The sequence below is a fragment of the Erwinia sp. JH02 genome, from assembly GCF_013074405.1.
In the GTDB taxonomy this organism is placed as follows: Bacteria; Pseudomonadota; Gammaproteobacteria; order Enterobacterales; family Enterobacteriaceae; genus Erwinia; species Erwinia rhapontici.
Genome location: NZ_JABANZ010000008.1, coordinates 13341 through 29150 on the forward strand (window position 1 = coordinate 13341; position 15810 = coordinate 29150).

Here is a 15810-nt window from a genome sequence, read left to right on the forward strand (position 1 = left end):
ATTTAATCCGTCCCTGTTCAGGTATTGGGTTGAAGCATACGAATAGGGAAGGTTTTTTCCCCGTCGTTGCTGCCGACACACTCGGCGTGATCGGCGGCAGGCGATTTGCAGGCGATGACGGGCGCAATAAAGTCTGAACCGTCGCTACATTTCATCTGCTCTGGGTTAGTAATGCTGAGCGCCCCCTGCTGCACGTCGCCCCTGGCGGGGCCCTGGCAGGTGACACCGCTCGACTGGCGCACGCTGACGGTGCCCTCACCTTGCTTAAAGTTGTATTGCAACTGCAGCGGGCGGCCCGTGAGTTTGTCCTGGATACCGCCGTTTACCCGCCACTGGCCGTTGAGAAACTGTGCCGGACCATTAGGCAGGGTCGGCGGGATTGCCAGCGGTTTGCCCGCAGGCGGGATCACCGGCGGGACGGTATTGGGTGCCACTGCGGGCGTTTCAGCACCCGGCTCTGGCGGCGTGGTGGGCGCGGCCTCTGGATTCGCTGCAGCTTCCGGCGTCAGTGCGGGCTGAACCGGATCCGTCGTGGCTGCGGGCTCCGTAGCCTGCGCATTGTCTGCCGCGGGTGGCGTGTCGCTGGCGAGGGGTTGTGGTGCTTCCGTCGCTGACGGAACGCCCCCCACGTCCTGAGCGCTGCCCGGCAGGCTGGCTCCAGGCGCGCCTGCGGCGGCACCGTTTTGCCCTGCGACATTCGGCAGTTTCAGGTCCGGCATGGCCGGCATTTCCGGCAGCTTCACGTCGGGCACCTGAGGATGGCCCTCATTGTTGACCGACAGCGCGGGGGGTTTATTCCCCGGGAAACCCGGCAGGCCCGGCAATGACAGCGTAGGAACGCAACCACGCAGCAGGCCAAACAGCAGGGCCAGTAACAGCAGCCCCAGCAGCGCCCAGAGTAACCAGCGCCAGTTCCAGCGGCGGCCACGTGTGACCGTCTCCACCACTGGCGGGCTGGCCACGGTAGCAGCCGCGCGCGGCGGCGTGGTGCCAGGGATCATCGCCGCCGACGGCGCAGGCACCGATGCAGGTTCCAGCCAGTGCAGGGGGCTGCGCGTTTCACCACCGGGATGAACAAAGCCCCAGAAGGTGATCACCAGCACGCCGTTGACCAGATAGACAAAATCATAATCGGGGAAATGGCTGACTGATTTCAGCAGCTGAGCAAAGACCCGGCGATCGCCACCGGCACCGCTGTTCTCAGCGTTAAGCAACTGTTCACTGAGTGCCTGTACCGCGATCTGGAATTCGCTGAACTGCTGACGCGCGGAGGCGCGCTCCGTTTCACTGGCGCTGCTCCACGGAATAATGTCGCCAGGAAAGCTGCTGTACCAGTCGGTGCGATCGCCCCCCTGATCGTTATGCGGGACGGCAAGGTGACGGGCCAGGTCACGTCCGGCATCAAGACGGTAGATCGCTTCGCGTAGCTGAAATGCCATCTTGAACACGGGGTAGCCCGTTTCACCCAGCGCCTTAAATGAGGAGTTATGTCCGGTACGTAGCAGTGGTCCCTGAATCGCATTTCGCATTGTCTAAACCTTGTCACGCTGTGAATGAACGAACGTTATAATGAATGTGGCTAGTTTTTGCTCGCACCCGGCTTCCATTTAAATCCCCAGCCGTAATACTTATCCATCGGCTCCCGATCGCGGAAGAAGCGGTTAAGGCGTTCCACTTTTATCTCGCCATCGACGTTTTTTAATCGGGCGATCGCCGCAACATTATTGCGCTGACTGCCCTCCTTCAGGGTGGTGCTGATCGGCGCCTGGCCCGGTACATGCACCGTGATCGTCGCATCGGTGCCCTGCCAGTTACTGGCTCCGCCAAAAATGAAGCTGTAAATCAGTACCTCATCAATCTCCGCCCAGCGGCTGCCGTTGATGAAGAGCCACTCACCGTCCTGGTTGTTACCGTTACGCAAATCTTCTTTCAGCTGGATGTAAGGCGGTTTTTCATAGTCGCCCGCGGCGTGGCTGAGGGCTTCCACCCCGCTGATGTCGCCATTTTTAAAGCGGACAAACGCGGCGATATCCAGGTCGATAGGCTGCTGCTGCTGGCCCTGTTTCCAGGTCAGGTTGATTTTGATGCGCCCGAAATCCTTGCGTTTCGCAAGGTTAATACTGGGGTTATCCTGCGTCAGTTCAGTACTGGCGGGTGGCGTGGGGGCAACGGCAGCGGGGGTTTCACGCGGTGCCGGCACCACGGGCTCGGGGTGAGAACGATGGTGATACCACCACCAGGCGAGGGCGAGCAGTAACAGTAAAAGCAACAACAGCAATAGCCAGGGCAGCGCGCGTCGCCACCACGGCACCACCACCACCGGGGGCGGGGCCTCCGGTGCCACAATGACCCAGTTCACCAGAACCGGTTCATCGCCGACCGCATAGCAGTCCAGCTGCTGTGAATGGACGAGTAACTGCTGCAACGCCTGAGCGGGTTGCTCCTCGCCACGGGCGGTCAGCTGCTCAATCAGCCCGGCCAGTATTCCACGGTAATTCTGGAGCTTGCTGTGGAGCGCCTGCTGTTCCGCTTCATTCAGTGCCGACAATGGCCGGGCAACGCCCTGGCGGTCGGTCCACCACTCCAGATGCCCGGCAGGATCGCGCCGGGCGGTGGCAAACACCAGCGCAAGAGACGGAGGGAGATAGCGCTGGATAATCGCAACCGTCTCCTCATAGGTGGCCAGAGTAGAATCATTAATCGGCGCTGCACGTGTTAATCGTTGCATTACACAGGGTCGTCTTGTGGTTATCGTTGGCATCCGCCGCCGGTTCGCGGCGGATCAGCATATCGTCACATCAAAGGGCGCGTTACTGCAGCGTGTTCGCCTGCTCCAGTGCTTCCACCCTTTTCCTGGCGTCGGCCACTTTTTTCTCAATAGCGGCAACGTCGCTGGCGCTGGTGGCCTGCTGCGCTTGCTGTTGCAGTGCCTGCAACTGTTTAATCTCTTTCTGGCTGGCTTTGCTTTTGACGTTGTCGGATTTAAGGCGTTTCATTGTCTGCGCCAGATCGGTACGCGCTGCCTGCAGTCGCACCTGTTCATTGCTCAGCTGTTGATCCGTGACCTGCTGCCGGTTCTGGGTATTGGCCAGATCCTGTTTGGCGCGCTGATTTTCCCACTGACTGAGCTGGACCTTCTGCTCTTCTTCACTGACTTTCTGCCGATAGCCACCGGAGGTGGTGCAGCTCAATTTCGTCAGGAAGCTGGGATCTTGCGCCTGCAGGTCGCAGTCCTGAGGAGAGGTGGCACAACCGGTAAGCAATACTGAAGCGAGTAATACATATTTTCTCATGAAATGTTCCATGAAATGAGGAAAACAAATAAGGTTTTAAGGCCAGTAACAGGTGTGAAAAGGGGCTGACAGTTCTGTCAGCCCCTCTGCATTAACCCAGTGAAATAGCCTGGCGCTGACTGTAAAGACCGTTCGCTTCTGATTCCAGAGCGGCGATTTTACTATTCAGCTGGGTATATTCTTTATTTAATGCGGCCAGATTGGTTTTATCTGTTTTATTCGTCGTTGATTGTCCCTGCAGGGCGACTTTATAAGCAGCATCTTTGTCTTTCATGACTTTAATCTGGCTTTTCATTTCTTTGATATTGGCATCAATCTGATCCAGCTGCTTATTGGCGCTGGCTTTATCAAAACCGGCTTTATCTTTCTGGATGCTGATTTGGGTCAGAGTTGCCTGGTTGTCACTGATGACCTGTTTCATCGCCGTAGAGGTTTTCTCTACCGCCGTTGTATCTTTGCGGATGTCAGTGCCCATTGCCTGCAGGCGAGCAGCAGTGGTGGCGTAATCTTTTTTCAGGCTATCCAGGTAGTAGTTAGCCGTCATCCCCACCGCACAACCCGCGGCGCCCCCAATGGCAGCACCGACCAGCGCTTTTTTACCGTTACCGGCCAGCGCGCCAATACCCGCGCCCGCCAGAGCACCCGTTAAGGCCCCCACTCCACAACCCTGTGCGCCCGATGCACTAAAGAACTTAGCCTGCTCACCGCTGGTCAGTCGCGGGTCGGCTTTTGTACCGGACAACAGAGAACTGCCGGTATTGGCACAGCCGCTCAGAAGCAGAGTGGCAGAAACAAGTAAACAGGTTGCGCTACGGCTAAAAATCTTCATCAGTGTTTCATCCTTAAATAATGGACGGGCTGTGTGTGTGACCCGTTAATTTCATTTTTGTGAAAATTTGTCTTAAGAAGAGATATTCTTTCAGGATTATCGCGCAACGGAAGAGGTGTTATCGCGGGATAACATCTGGCGGCCAGCAGAGAGGATTAAATAATCTCATCGGGGGGCGCAAGTGCTCGACATCCTGATTCTGGTTATTTTTTGTACATAAGATTATTCGTAAATTTTTTTATGTTTTTATACATTGTTTCATGAATAAATGTAATCAAATTTGAACCTGACCGTTCAGGCTTTCTTCTACGAATGGAGGAGAGGGGCTTTTAGGGGGGCGGGACCGCCTGAGGGGCGCAAGCACTCGGTCAGACGATACGCTTCAGGATTTTCTCTAATACCGCTTGCTCATCATCTCTGCACAAATACTCCGTGACCTCCCGCGCCCAGCCTTCGCCATCACCGAGCACGGCACGACTGTACGCAGGGGCATAGAGATCGTGGCTGTCATACAGATTAATCAGCGTTTGATTCACGCCATCAAGATTCACAGCGGGGTTCTTTTGCTGCTGGGCAGCCAGCGCACGCACGATCTTTTCCTGATGCGCCGGGTCCGTCGGGAAGGTTCTTTCCCCCAGTTCACTGAGCACCAGAAACGGCGGCGGCATGCCCTCTTCGATGGCGGCCTGTAAACGGTAGTGACCATCAAGAATAACGAATGAACCCAGCCCGGCAATGAAGCGCACCAGTACTGGCGGCAGCGCCCCTTCCCGGCTCTTCTTGCGCCACCATTTCAGGCGCCCTGCGTGCGGTTGAAGGGCGTAACGGGCCAGCAGCGGGGTGCCATTCCACCACCAGTCAACCTGCGAGACGCGCGTCGGGGCCATCAGGTTCGGCATATCTTCCGCGAAGAGTGACCAGCTAAAACCGATATTCCCGCTGCGGGCAGGGGCGTGAAAACGCCAGCTTTCCACCGGAGACGTTTGCTGAAGGGAATAAGGTGCAACGGGTGCGGTGGGTAGCATCGGGCGCAGCAGCCAGCGGCCGGCGGATAACAGCGGAACGTCAGGCGTCAGCAAATGGCGGGCAAAATAGCGGCACCATTCGCCCATCCACGCCTCTGGCCCGGAGCGACGAATCGACTCCAGCGCCAGCGAAGTAATGGGCGGTAATAACGCATATGGATCAGGATGCTCAGCGTTAAACACCCGCCACAGGCCGGAATGGTCTTTTAGCATCGAAGCCCAGAACAGCGGCGCACCGCGCAGTGATAGCGCCATGCGGCCATGATGCCCGCTGTGCATCTCCAGAATGGGCTGCATGGTGGGTTTCGGGCTCTGTAATTCCAGCCCCAGCCAGGCATGATTGCGGTCGTGCAGGTCCTTCCACCAGTACTGTGACATCCGATGTTCCTTACGCCAGAGAGGGGGAAATTTTAAGGGAGTGAGGGGAAGATGCAAGGGGTGACCATGCATCGTCTATCCGGGGCCTGTTGTTGGTCGGGATGCGCCGGGGAAAGAGTGAGCACACCGCGGGCCAGCCGTTCATTTCTGATAAAAATGTCGACCAGGCGTTCCATTAACGATATTGAACGTTCCTCTTTCCCTTTTGCGGGTATCCGTCTCTCGCCAACCCCGATAGGCTTGCGATTGGGACGAGGGATTGCTGAATAATTCATGAAACAACTGGCCCTGCTTCGTTGGACAACACCGAGTTCTCCAGACAGCCCTCCCCTAAAAGCGCCTGAAATTGCGGAATAAACACGAAAAAACCATCCGTAGCACCGGATAAAACCGGGCTGTAAACGCCACCCTCAGTCCCAGACATTTTTGAAAACTTTATTCTAAGAATTATCGGAAACTGCCCTGTTAACACTCACACTTATATTTACAGCTCTTAACAATTCTTTTATCATCCGCGCAGTTTGTTTATTAAGCACTTTCATAAAAAAATCAAGAGAAGTCACAGGGATGATGCGCAACACACCGACAGGGACGGCCCGCGGCACAACGCCGTTCATTTTTTCAGCTTTCACGCTTATCGCGCTGATGATCCCCTCTTCCCCGTCTGCCGCCCCGGTCCCTCCACCTGAGCGTCCTGCGGCTGAAAAGAACATGATCGACCGGACGCTTCAGTCCCAGCAGCAGCGGCAAAGAGCGCTGGAAGAAACCCTGACACCGCCCACCCCGGACGTGCGCCTTTCGCCGCCTTCCTCCTCGTTTGGCCGCATTCACTTTGCGCCAGAAACCCCCTGCTTTCAGATAGACCGGGTGAAACTGAGCGGCCAGGAGGCCCTGCCGCACTGGTTGCCGCTGCAGCGCCTCGCCCGTCAGGGTGAAGGCCACTGCCTCGGCGGGAAGGGCATTAATCAGCTGATGAGCACCCTGCAAAATCGCCTGATTGACCACGGCTATGTAACTTCCCGTGTACTGGCCCCGAATCAGGATCTGACCCGTGGAACCTTGTCGCTGGTGATCATGCCCGGCTACGTTCACGAGGTGAAACGGAGCCCCGACAGCGATCGCTGGCTGACCCTCTGGACCGCTTTCCCTGCTCATGCCGGAAACCTGCTCGACCTGCGTGATATCGAACAGGGGCTGGAAAACCTGCAGCGTCTGCCGACGGTGGAGGCCAATATGGAAGTGGCACCCGGCGAGCTGCCGGGCGAGAGCGATATCGTGGTGCAGTGGCAACAGCGCAAGATGTGGCGCCTGGGGGCCTCGCTGGATGACTCAGGTTCCGTCGCCACCGGGCGTTATCAGGGTGGTGCGACCCTGTCGCTGGATAACCCCTTCTCCCTAAGCGATCTCTTTTATCTTTCCGGCACCCGCAGCCTCAAAACCGGCGACGATAAAGGCAGTAAAAACATCACCGCCCATTATTCGGTGCCTTTTGGCTACTGGATGGCCAGCGCCACGGCCAGCGATTATGACTATCACCAGACGGTGGCGGGCCTGAATCAGGACTATCTCTACAGCGGCAAACGCAAAAACCTCGACGTCCAGCTCAGCCGGGTACTGCACCGCAGCGGCACGCAGAAGACGTCCGTCAGCTGGGACGTGCTGACCAGTGAATCGCGCAACTACATCGCCGATACCGAGGTCGAGGTGCAGCATCGCAAGACCGCCGCCTGGCGGCTGGGGCTGTCCCATCGTCACTATATCGGGCAAAGCACGCTGGATGCGGGCATCAGCTATCAGCGCGGTACCCGCTGGTTTGGGGCCATCCCGGCCCCGGAGGAGTACAACGGCGACGCCACGGCGAAGAGCAAAATCGTCACCCTCAGCGCCGGTCTGGATATCCCCTTTGAGATCGTCGGCGAGTCGTTCCGCTACAACGTGCAGTATCTGCGCCAGATGAGTTCAATGCCCCTGACGCCGCAGGATGAATTCTCCATCGGCGGACGCTGGACGGTGCGCGGCTTCGATGGCGAACGCAACCTGAGCGCCAGCCGTGGCTGGTTCGTGCGCAATGACCTCGCCTGGCAAACGCCGTTGCCGCAACAGGAGTTCTATCTGGGCGCGGATTACGGCGAAGTCGGCGGCACCAGCAGCGCAGGCATGCTGATTGGTCAACATCTGGCAGGCGGCGTTGCCGGCCTGCGCGGCACTGTTTTTAATACCGGGTACGACGCCTTTGCGGGCGTGCCCTTCTCGAGACCTGACGGCTTTAAAACCAGCCCGTACACCCTGGGTTTTAGCCTGAACTGGAGTTACTGAGTCGTCACCTCACGACATAACGGGTTTCCATTGATGAGTGGGATTTAAGGATGAATAAAAATCTGTATCGTATCGTGTTCAATAAAGCACGCGGTATGTTGGTCGTGGTGGCAGAAATCACCCGAAGCTGTCGTGCGGTAGCCTGCCCGGCGTCTGGCACCGCCAGCGTGCAGCGTCAGTGCATCACTCGCCTGAATGCCCTCGCCTTCGGCCTGCTGCTGGCACTGGGCGCAGTGCAACCGGCAACGGCCAATGTCGTGGCCGATAAGAGCGCGCCGGGTTCGCAGCAGCCGACTATTATCAGCAGCGCCAACGGTACACCCCAGGTCAATATCCAGACACCGAGCCAGGGCGGGGTCTCCCGCAACGTTTACAGCCAGTTCGACGTGAACAACAAAGGCGTCATCCTCAACAACAGCCGTACTCATGCCTCCACCCAGATCGGCGGTATGGTGGCCAGCAACCCGTGGCTGTCGCGCGGTGAAGCCAAAATCATCCTTAACGAAGTGAACTCACGCAATCCGAGTCAGCTTAACGGCTACATCGAAGTGGCGGGCAAAAAGGCCCAGGTGGTGATCGCCAACCCGTCGGGCATTACCTGCGACGGCTGCGGCTTTATCAACGCCAACCGCGCCACCCTGACTACCGGGCAGGCGCAGCTGAACAACGGCAACCTGACCGGCTACGACGTCAGCAAGGGCGATATCGTTATTCAGGGCAAAGGGATGGATACCTCCCGCCAGGATTACACCGACATTATCGCCCGTTCGGTAAAAGTGAACGCCGGACTCTGGGCCAATGACCTGAAGGTCACCGCCGGGGCCAGCACCGTTGATGCCGCCCATGAAAAAATCGTGGCCAAAAACGGTGATGCGGCGACGCGTCCTCAGCTTGCCGTGGATGTTGCCAGCCTGGGCGGGATGTATGCAGGAAAAATCCGCCTCACCGGGAGCGAAGCGGGTGTCGGCGTGCGCAACGCCGGGAATATCGGGGCCCAGGCCGGAACGGTGGTGGTCACCGCCGATGGCCAGATTGATAACAGCGGCAACCTGAACAGCGCGGGTGATATGAGGCTGACCGCAGGCAGCGTCAGAAATAGTGGAAAAATCTACGCTGGCGGGAGTGCGGAGGTGAACAGCCGGGGCGAAATCGAACACAGCGGCACCCTCGCCACCGCCGATAATCTGACCCTGCGCGGAAACCGCATCACCGCGACCGCACAAAGCACCGTTGCCGCCGGTATCGATAAAGACGGGCAGGCAGGCGAGCATGGCAACGTCACCCTTTCCAGCCACGGTCGCCTGACCCTGCAGGGACAAAATATTGCCGGCGGCACCCTCACCGCCAACGCTCAGGGGATTGATGCCAGCGGCAGCCGGACGGCAACAGGCAATACCGCCCTGGACGCCGGTCATGGCGATCTGGATCTCAGCCTGGCCAGCGTGGACGCCACCGGCAAGCTTGAGGCCCGCAGCACAGGCCGCCTGCTGAATGACGGCGGCACCCTGAGCGGCAAAAATGTGGACCTCAACGCCCGCAGCATCACTAACCGCGAGGGCAACCTTGTCGCCGGGCAGCGCATGGACATCACGGCGGATACGGTCAGCGGCGACGGAAAAATCCTCTCCGAAGGCGATCTGAACCTCAGCCTGCAGCAGGGCATGACCAACCAGAGCCTGCTGCTGGCAAATGGCGACCTGACGCTGACCAGCGGCGGCACCGTGAACAACCAGGGCAAACTGCTGGCGGGTAAGACGCTGACGCTGCAGGCCGCCAGCGCCACCAATGCGCGGGACGCGGAGCTGGGGGGCGGTGAATCCCATCTCTTACTGAGCGATTCTTTGGTCAACCGGGGCCTGATCGACGGCACCCTGACCCATATTGACACCGGCACCCTCACCAACCTCGGCGCCGGGCGTATTTACGGCGACCATATCGCTATTAAGGCGAACACCCTGGATAACGGGGCAGAAAACGGCGTGGCCGCGACCGTGGCGGCCCGCGATCGGCTGGATATCGCCGCCGGGGCGCTGAACAACACCGGCCATGGGCTGATCTACAGCGCGGGTGCGATGGGCATAGGCGGCAGCCTGGACACGAATCTGAACGCCACCGGGCGCGGCGGAGTGCTGACCAATCGCGGTGCCACCATTGAGTCGGGCGGCGATATGCGCCTTGATATGGAGACTATCCATAACCTGAATAACCATCTGGTGACGGACGTGGTGGTGACGGGGACCAGCCGCCACCATGAAGCCGTGCTGAGCGGCAAGACTCAGCGCTACGACTGGAGCCAGGTTAACACCAGTCAGAAAAATAAGTACGGCGTCCACTCGGCGAAAATGCCGGACGGCAGCAGCAGCGATAAATTCTACGAATACAACTACACCCGCACCGTCCAGGAAACGCGTGTTATTGAGAGCGATCCGGGGAAAATTCTCTCCGGCGGCAACCTCACCATTAACAGCGACCAGATGAATAACCTGGACAGCCAGGTCATCGCCGCGAAGGTGCTGGGTGGGGTGATTAGCCTGCTCAATAATGATGCCACCAGTGGGGTGAAAATCATCACCGACATTGGCAGCCAGACCCGCTGGTATGCGAAGAAAAAGAAAAAGAAACTGGGCGGTACCAAAACCTCGCAGGGGAAAGAGTCCAACAGCTACCGCCCCTCTCCGGTGACCCAGACTATCTCCCTCAGTACGATGGCATGGGAAGACAATAACCCGGCCCAGGGCGGCAGCGATCGCCCGGTGGCGCTGCCTGCAGGCCAGACGTGGGAAAGCGCGAAAAACAGCAGCGGCGAAGTCGTGCGCACCGGCGTCGGGGACACCCGCGTTCCCTCAGGCAGCCTCTATACGGTTCACGCCTCCACGACCAGCCACTACCTGGTGGAGACCGATCCGCGCTTTACCCAAGAGCGCACCTGGCTGGGCTCCGACTATATGCAGAACGCCCTGTCACCGAACGGGGATACGATCCTTAAACGCCTCGGCGACGGCTTCTATGAACAGCAGCTGATCCGCAACCAGGTCACCAGCCTGACCGGCCAGCGCTATCTCAGCGGCTTCGACGATGATAATGCCCAGTACAAGGCCCTGATGGATGCCGGTGTCGCCTTTACCCGTGAGCACAACCTCACCACGGGCGTGGCGCTCAGCGCGGAACAGATGGCCCTGCTGACATCAGATATGGTGTGGATGGTAGAGCAGACCGTTCAGCTCCCGGACGGCAGCAGCCAGCGCGTGCTGGTCCCGCAGGTGTATGTGCGGGTGAAAGAGGGCGACGTGGATGGCAATGGATCCCTGATGGCGGGCAACCGCGTGGCATTGCAGGCCGCAGACGACCTCAACAACAGCGGCACCCTCGCCGGGCGCGAGATCACTGCCATCGCGGCGAACAACGTCACTAACAGCGGTCTGATCCGCGGCGGCACGATCGATATCGCCACCCTCACCGATTTCAACAACGTGGGCGGCACACTGCTGGCGGACGATGCCCTGCAGGTCACTGCCGGACGCAACCTGAACAGTACCAGCACCCTGAGCGGCGATGACAGCAACCGCAGCCTGGATCGCACCGCCGGGATTTACGTCCAGAATGACAGCGGCAAACTGGTCCTGCAGGGCGTGAACGACATCAACCTTAACGCCACTCTGGTGGGTAATAACGGCAAAGAGAGCACCACCGTGCTGAGCGCCGGGCACAACCTTAACCTCGGCACGATCGCCACCACCCACAGCGAACGCGGCGACTGGGGCGGCGATAATTATCGCGACCTCACCCAGCGCAGCGACGTCGGCAGCCAGATCGCCGGCAACGGCAGCGTGCAGCTGTCGGCAGGCAATGACCTGAACGCCCTTGCGGCCTCGATCAATGCCACCGACGCCCTGAGCGCGGTGGCCGGGAACGATATGAATATCGTGGCCGGGGAGTCCGCGTATCATCTGACCGAACACAGCAGGCAGACCAGCAAGGGCTTCCTCTCCGGCCGCTCGCTGGAGACCCACGATGAGATCGAGGCCACCCAGGCAACCGCCAGCAACGTGACCGGCGACAGCGTGACCCTGCTGGCAGGTAACAATCTGACGGTACGCGGCAGCAACGTGGCGGGCGAAAACGACGTCCGGCTGGCGGCGGGCAATAACCTGACCCTCGACACCGCCGAAGAGCAGCGTCAGGAAAACCATCTTATCAAAGAGAGCAAATCCGGCCTGATGGGGACCGGCGGTATCGGCTTCTCTTACGGCCGTCAGAGCGTCAAAACCACCGACGACGGCAACAGCACCGCCCACGCCATCAGCACCGTCGGCAGCAGCGCGGGCAGCCTCAGCCTTGAAGCAGGCAACGACCTCTCCGCCCGCAGCGCTGAGCTGATTGCCGCGAAAGAGATGAGCCTGGCGGGCAAAAACGTTGCCATTACCGCCGCCAGCGACAGCAGCGCACAGACTCACAGGGTCGAGCAGAAACAGAGCGGCTTAACCCTCGCCCTCTCCGGCGCCGTCGGCAGCGCGCTCAATACCGCCGTCGAGACCGCTAACCAGGCGCAGGAAACCGAGGACAGCCGCATCGCCGCCCTGCAGCAGACCAAAGCGGCACTCTCCGGGGTGCAGGCCGCTCAGGCCGCGAGCCTGGCCAGCGCCCAGTCCGGGACGCCGGGCGCGTCAGACAATACGGTCGGTATCAGCCTCTCTTACGGTTCTCAGTCGTCTACGTCCACCCAGCACAGCGAGCAGGTTACCGCCCGCGGCGGCAGCCTGACCGCCGGGGATAACGTAAAAATCACCGCTAACGGCGGCGGCACCGACGGCGATATCCTGCTCCAGGGCACCACCGTTCAGGCCGGAAAAAACATCGACCTGACGGCTAACCGCGATATCACCCTGACGTCCGCGCAGAACACCTCCCTGCTGACCGGCAGCAACAGGAGCAGCGGCGGCAGCGTCGGGGTCGGCATCGGCGTTGGCTCCGGCGGGTTCGGCATCAGCGTCTCCGCCAGCCTCAACAAGGGCAAAGGCCACGAAAGCGGCAATGGCACCACCCATACGGAGACGCTGCTTAACGCCGGGCAGGCGGTGAACCTGGTCAGCGGCCGCGACACCACCCTGAAGGGCGCGCAGGTCAGCGGCGAGACGGTCAGGGCCGACGTCGCCCGCAACCTGACGATGACCAGCGAGCAGGACAGCGACCGCTACGACTCGAAGCAGCAGAACGCCAGCGTCGGCGGCAGCTTTACCTTCGGCTCCATGACCGGCTCCGCCAGCGTCAACCTCAGCCGTGACAAAATGCACAGCAACTACGACAGCGTGGTTGAGCAGACCGGCATCTTCGCGGGCAAAGGCGGCTTTGACGTCACCGTCGGTGAACACACCCAGCTTAACGGCGCGGTCATCGGCTCCACCGCCACCGCGGACAACAATAAGCTCGACACCGGCACCCTCGGCTTCAGCGATATCCACAACCAGGCCGACTATAAGGTCGAGCACCAGAGTATCGGCCTCAGCACCGGGGGCAGCATCGGCGGCCAGGCCATCGGCAACATGGCCAACACCCTGCTGGCGGGCGTCAACAAAGACGGCCACGACAGCGGCACCACGAAAGCCGCCGTCAGCGACGGCACCCTGGTCATCCGCGACCAGGATAAACAGGCCCAGGACGTGGCGAACCTCAGCCGCGACGCGGAGAACGCCAACGGCAGCATCAGCCAGATATTCGACAAAGAGAAAGAGCAGAAGCGCATTCAGCAGGCGCAGCTGATTGGTGAGATTAGCACCCAGGTGTCCGATATCGTGCGTACCCAGGGCGCCATCAGCGCGGCGAAAGATGCAAAAGACAAGATGGGCAGTATCACCGATGCCGACAGGGACCAGGCGCAGAAAGACTGGGTGAAGGCCCATCCGGGTCAGACCCCGGATGAGAACGCCATCAACGGCCAGGTTTACCAGAACTTCTACGACCAGGCGTTTAACGCCACCGGGCTCGGCACCGGCGGCGCCGTCCAGCAGGGTATCCAGGCCGCCACCGCCGTGGTTCAGGGCCTGGCGGGCGGCGATATCGCTGCGGCCATCGCTAACGGTTCAGCGCCGTATCTGGCCGAAGCGATTGGTCACAGAATGGGTATCGACAATAACCCAGAAGCAAAAGCGGTGGCCCACGCCATCGTCGGCGCAGCGCTGGCGGCCGCCCAGGGGCAGAATGCGGCGGCGGGCGCGACCGGCGCGGCGCTCGGTGAGATAACCGCAGGGATACTAAAGGACCAGCTGTACGGTGATACCCCGGCTGCTGACCTGACCGAAACGCAGAAGCAGACCCTGAGCGCTCTGGCAACCCTGTCCTCCGGGCTGGCCGGTGGCCTGGCCGGAGACAGTACCGAAAGTGCCGTTTATGCGGCGCAGGCAGGGAAGACGACGGCGGAGAATAACTATCTGAGCGAGAAACAGCAGGCTCAGAAAGATAAAGAAATCGCAGCATGTCAGACCCTGGCCTGCAAAGCCGGAGCGCAGGCGAAATGGACTGCGATAGACTTGGGACAGGATGGCAGCTATGCAGCGGGGATGATTGCCGGAGTTCCGGCAGGGCTGTACGACACGATAGACAGCATCGTGAAAACGGCCAGCAATCCGCAGGAAACCTATGACGCCCTGAAATCGCTGTTTAACAGTGGAGATGTACTGGGCAACGTGTCGGACGCGGTAAAACAGTCCTATATTGACCGTATCGATCGGATGGAAGCGGAATACCAGCGAGCCGGAGCCAGCGGTTCATTTAATGCGGGTGTTGAAGGCGGTAAGCTGGTTACGGATATCGCCGGGCTGCTGGCTGGCGGTGCAGGGGTTGTTAAAGGTGGCGCGGTACTGACGGAGAAGGTTGTAGCAAAAGTAGTATCGAAAGCTGAAAAAGCCATACCTGATATACCGCCATCAGCCTGGAAATCTGGAGAGGGTGAATTTAGTCCCAAACCGGATAAGACGGTGACGAACGTTGAGCATCCCATTGGTAAATATGACTTTAATTCATTGAATTACAAAACCAGTATAGATAAAGGCACCACCACTATTACTTACCCTGATGGGATGAGTTTCAGAATTGATCAGCCGAAGCATCTGGCAACAGTCGATGGATTCACACAGAAAAATGGGATCTCGGGAGGACATAACTCCAATGCGTTTTACACTGCGGCTGAGGAATACAATGTGAAAATTGTGAGTGAAACACCTACGGCTGTGAAGGGAATATCAGAAGTAAAATATCTGATACCTACTAAAGATCGTACCGGGGAATTGACTGGAAACTATAAAAAAAATCTCGAGACAAAGACGATTTATGATCCTAAAATATTTACTGATAATAAAATTTTAGACTTAGGTCAGCAAGCTGCTACAAATGGATATAAAGAAGCTGTATCGAAGGGAGTGAATCAATATGATGCCAGTGCAGGTGGGGTAATATTCAGGATTTATCTTGATCAGAAAACTGGGCGAGTTACTAACTTTCACCCCAAGTAGAATTTTAAAAGGGAGTAAAATTTTGACTAATATCATCAGTTCTAATCAGGATGAGTTTTCAAAGCTTAATGAATTTTTATTTGAGCTACCATACGATTATTCCAACAATGATTGGATTGTTAAGTCTTATTTTAATCGCATGTATAATGATCGAAAATTTATGGAAGTAATTGAATGTCTTGCCAATGGGCATGGATATAATACTGATGGTTCATATTGTAATTTTCCAGATATGGAAAGTTATGATGAAAGTGAGCATTTTGAAGGTGTTGAGTTTTCATCGGGCTATCCACCTTCTGAAGCAGATACATTCATTGTCAGTGAAGAAACTTGTTATCAGTATACCCGTATAGCCTGTGAAAAATATCTCAAGCTTCACCCCGAAGATACGGAAAAAGTTAACGAATTACTGGCTAAATTTCCCTCATGATTTGAAAACCCCAACCCTTACGGTTGGGTCTTTA

General features: G+C 58.2%; 8 protein-coding genes. 3 read left to right on the top strand and 5 right to left on the bottom strand.

Annotation, left to right across the window (positions count from 1 at the left end; all coding sequences use genetic code 11):
• Positions 1-17 precede the first annotated feature (17 nt).
• From HHI26_RS18825 to HHI26_RS18845, 5 genes are all read right to left on the bottom strand, one after another.
• A complete protein-coding gene (locus HHI26_RS18825; protein WP_171149504.1) occupies positions 18-1529 on the bottom strand; it encodes an SrfA family protein in 1512 nt (503 codons plus the stop codon).
• 50 nt (positions 1530-1579) lie between these two features.
• Positions 1580-2728, bottom strand: coding sequence for a tellurite resistance domain protein (locus HHI26_RS18830; RefSeq protein WP_171149505.1), 1149 nt, complete (start codon positions 2726-2728; stop codon positions 1580-1582).
• An 82-nt stretch (positions 2729-2810) separates the two neighbouring features.
• On the bottom strand, positions 2811-3293 hold the full coding sequence (locus HHI26_RS18835; protein WP_133844691.1) for a hypothetical protein: 483 nt from the start codon (positions 3291-3293) through the stop codon (positions 2811-2813).
• 91 nt (positions 3294-3384) lie between these two features.
• On the bottom strand, positions 3385-4122 hold the full coding sequence (locus tag HHI26_RS18840) for a hypothetical protein (protein WP_171149506.1): 738 nt from the start codon (positions 4120-4122) through the stop codon (positions 3385-3387).
• Between the two features lie 368 nt (positions 4123-4490).
• Positions 4491-5525 carry a hypothetical protein gene (locus HHI26_RS18845; RefSeq protein WP_133844695.1) on the bottom strand — a complete coding sequence of 345 codons (1035 nt, stop codon included), beginning with the start codon at positions 5523-5525 and terminating at the stop codon, positions 4491-4493.
• 711 nt (positions 5526-6236) lie between these two features.
• Between HHI26_RS18845 and HHI26_RS18850 the strand changes: the two genes are divergently transcribed.
• The 3 genes from HHI26_RS18850 to cdiI are packed head-to-tail and all read left to right on the top strand — an operon-like array spanning position 6237 to position 15776.
• Positions 6237-7841, top strand: coding sequence for a ShlB/FhaC/HecB family hemolysin secretion/activation protein (locus HHI26_RS18850; RefSeq protein WP_241008320.1), 1605 nt, complete (start codon positions 6237-6239; stop codon positions 7839-7841).
• A gap of 50 nt (positions 7842-7891) precedes the next feature.
• Positions 7892-15346 carry a hemagglutinin repeat-containing protein gene (locus HHI26_RS18855; RefSeq protein ID WP_171149507.1) on the top strand — a complete coding sequence of 2485 codons (7455 nt, stop codon included), beginning with the start codon at positions 7892-7894 and terminating at the stop codon, positions 15344-15346.
• Positions 15303-15776: a ribonuclease toxin immunity protein CdiI gene (cdiI, locus tag HHI26_RS18860; RefSeq protein ID WP_346775693.1), complete on the top strand. Its 474-nt coding sequence runs from the start codon at positions 15303-15305 to the stop codon at positions 15774-15776. The genes HHI26_RS18855 and cdiI overlap by 44 nt, the downstream gene beginning before the upstream one ends.
• Positions 15777-15810 lie beyond the last annotated feature (34 nt).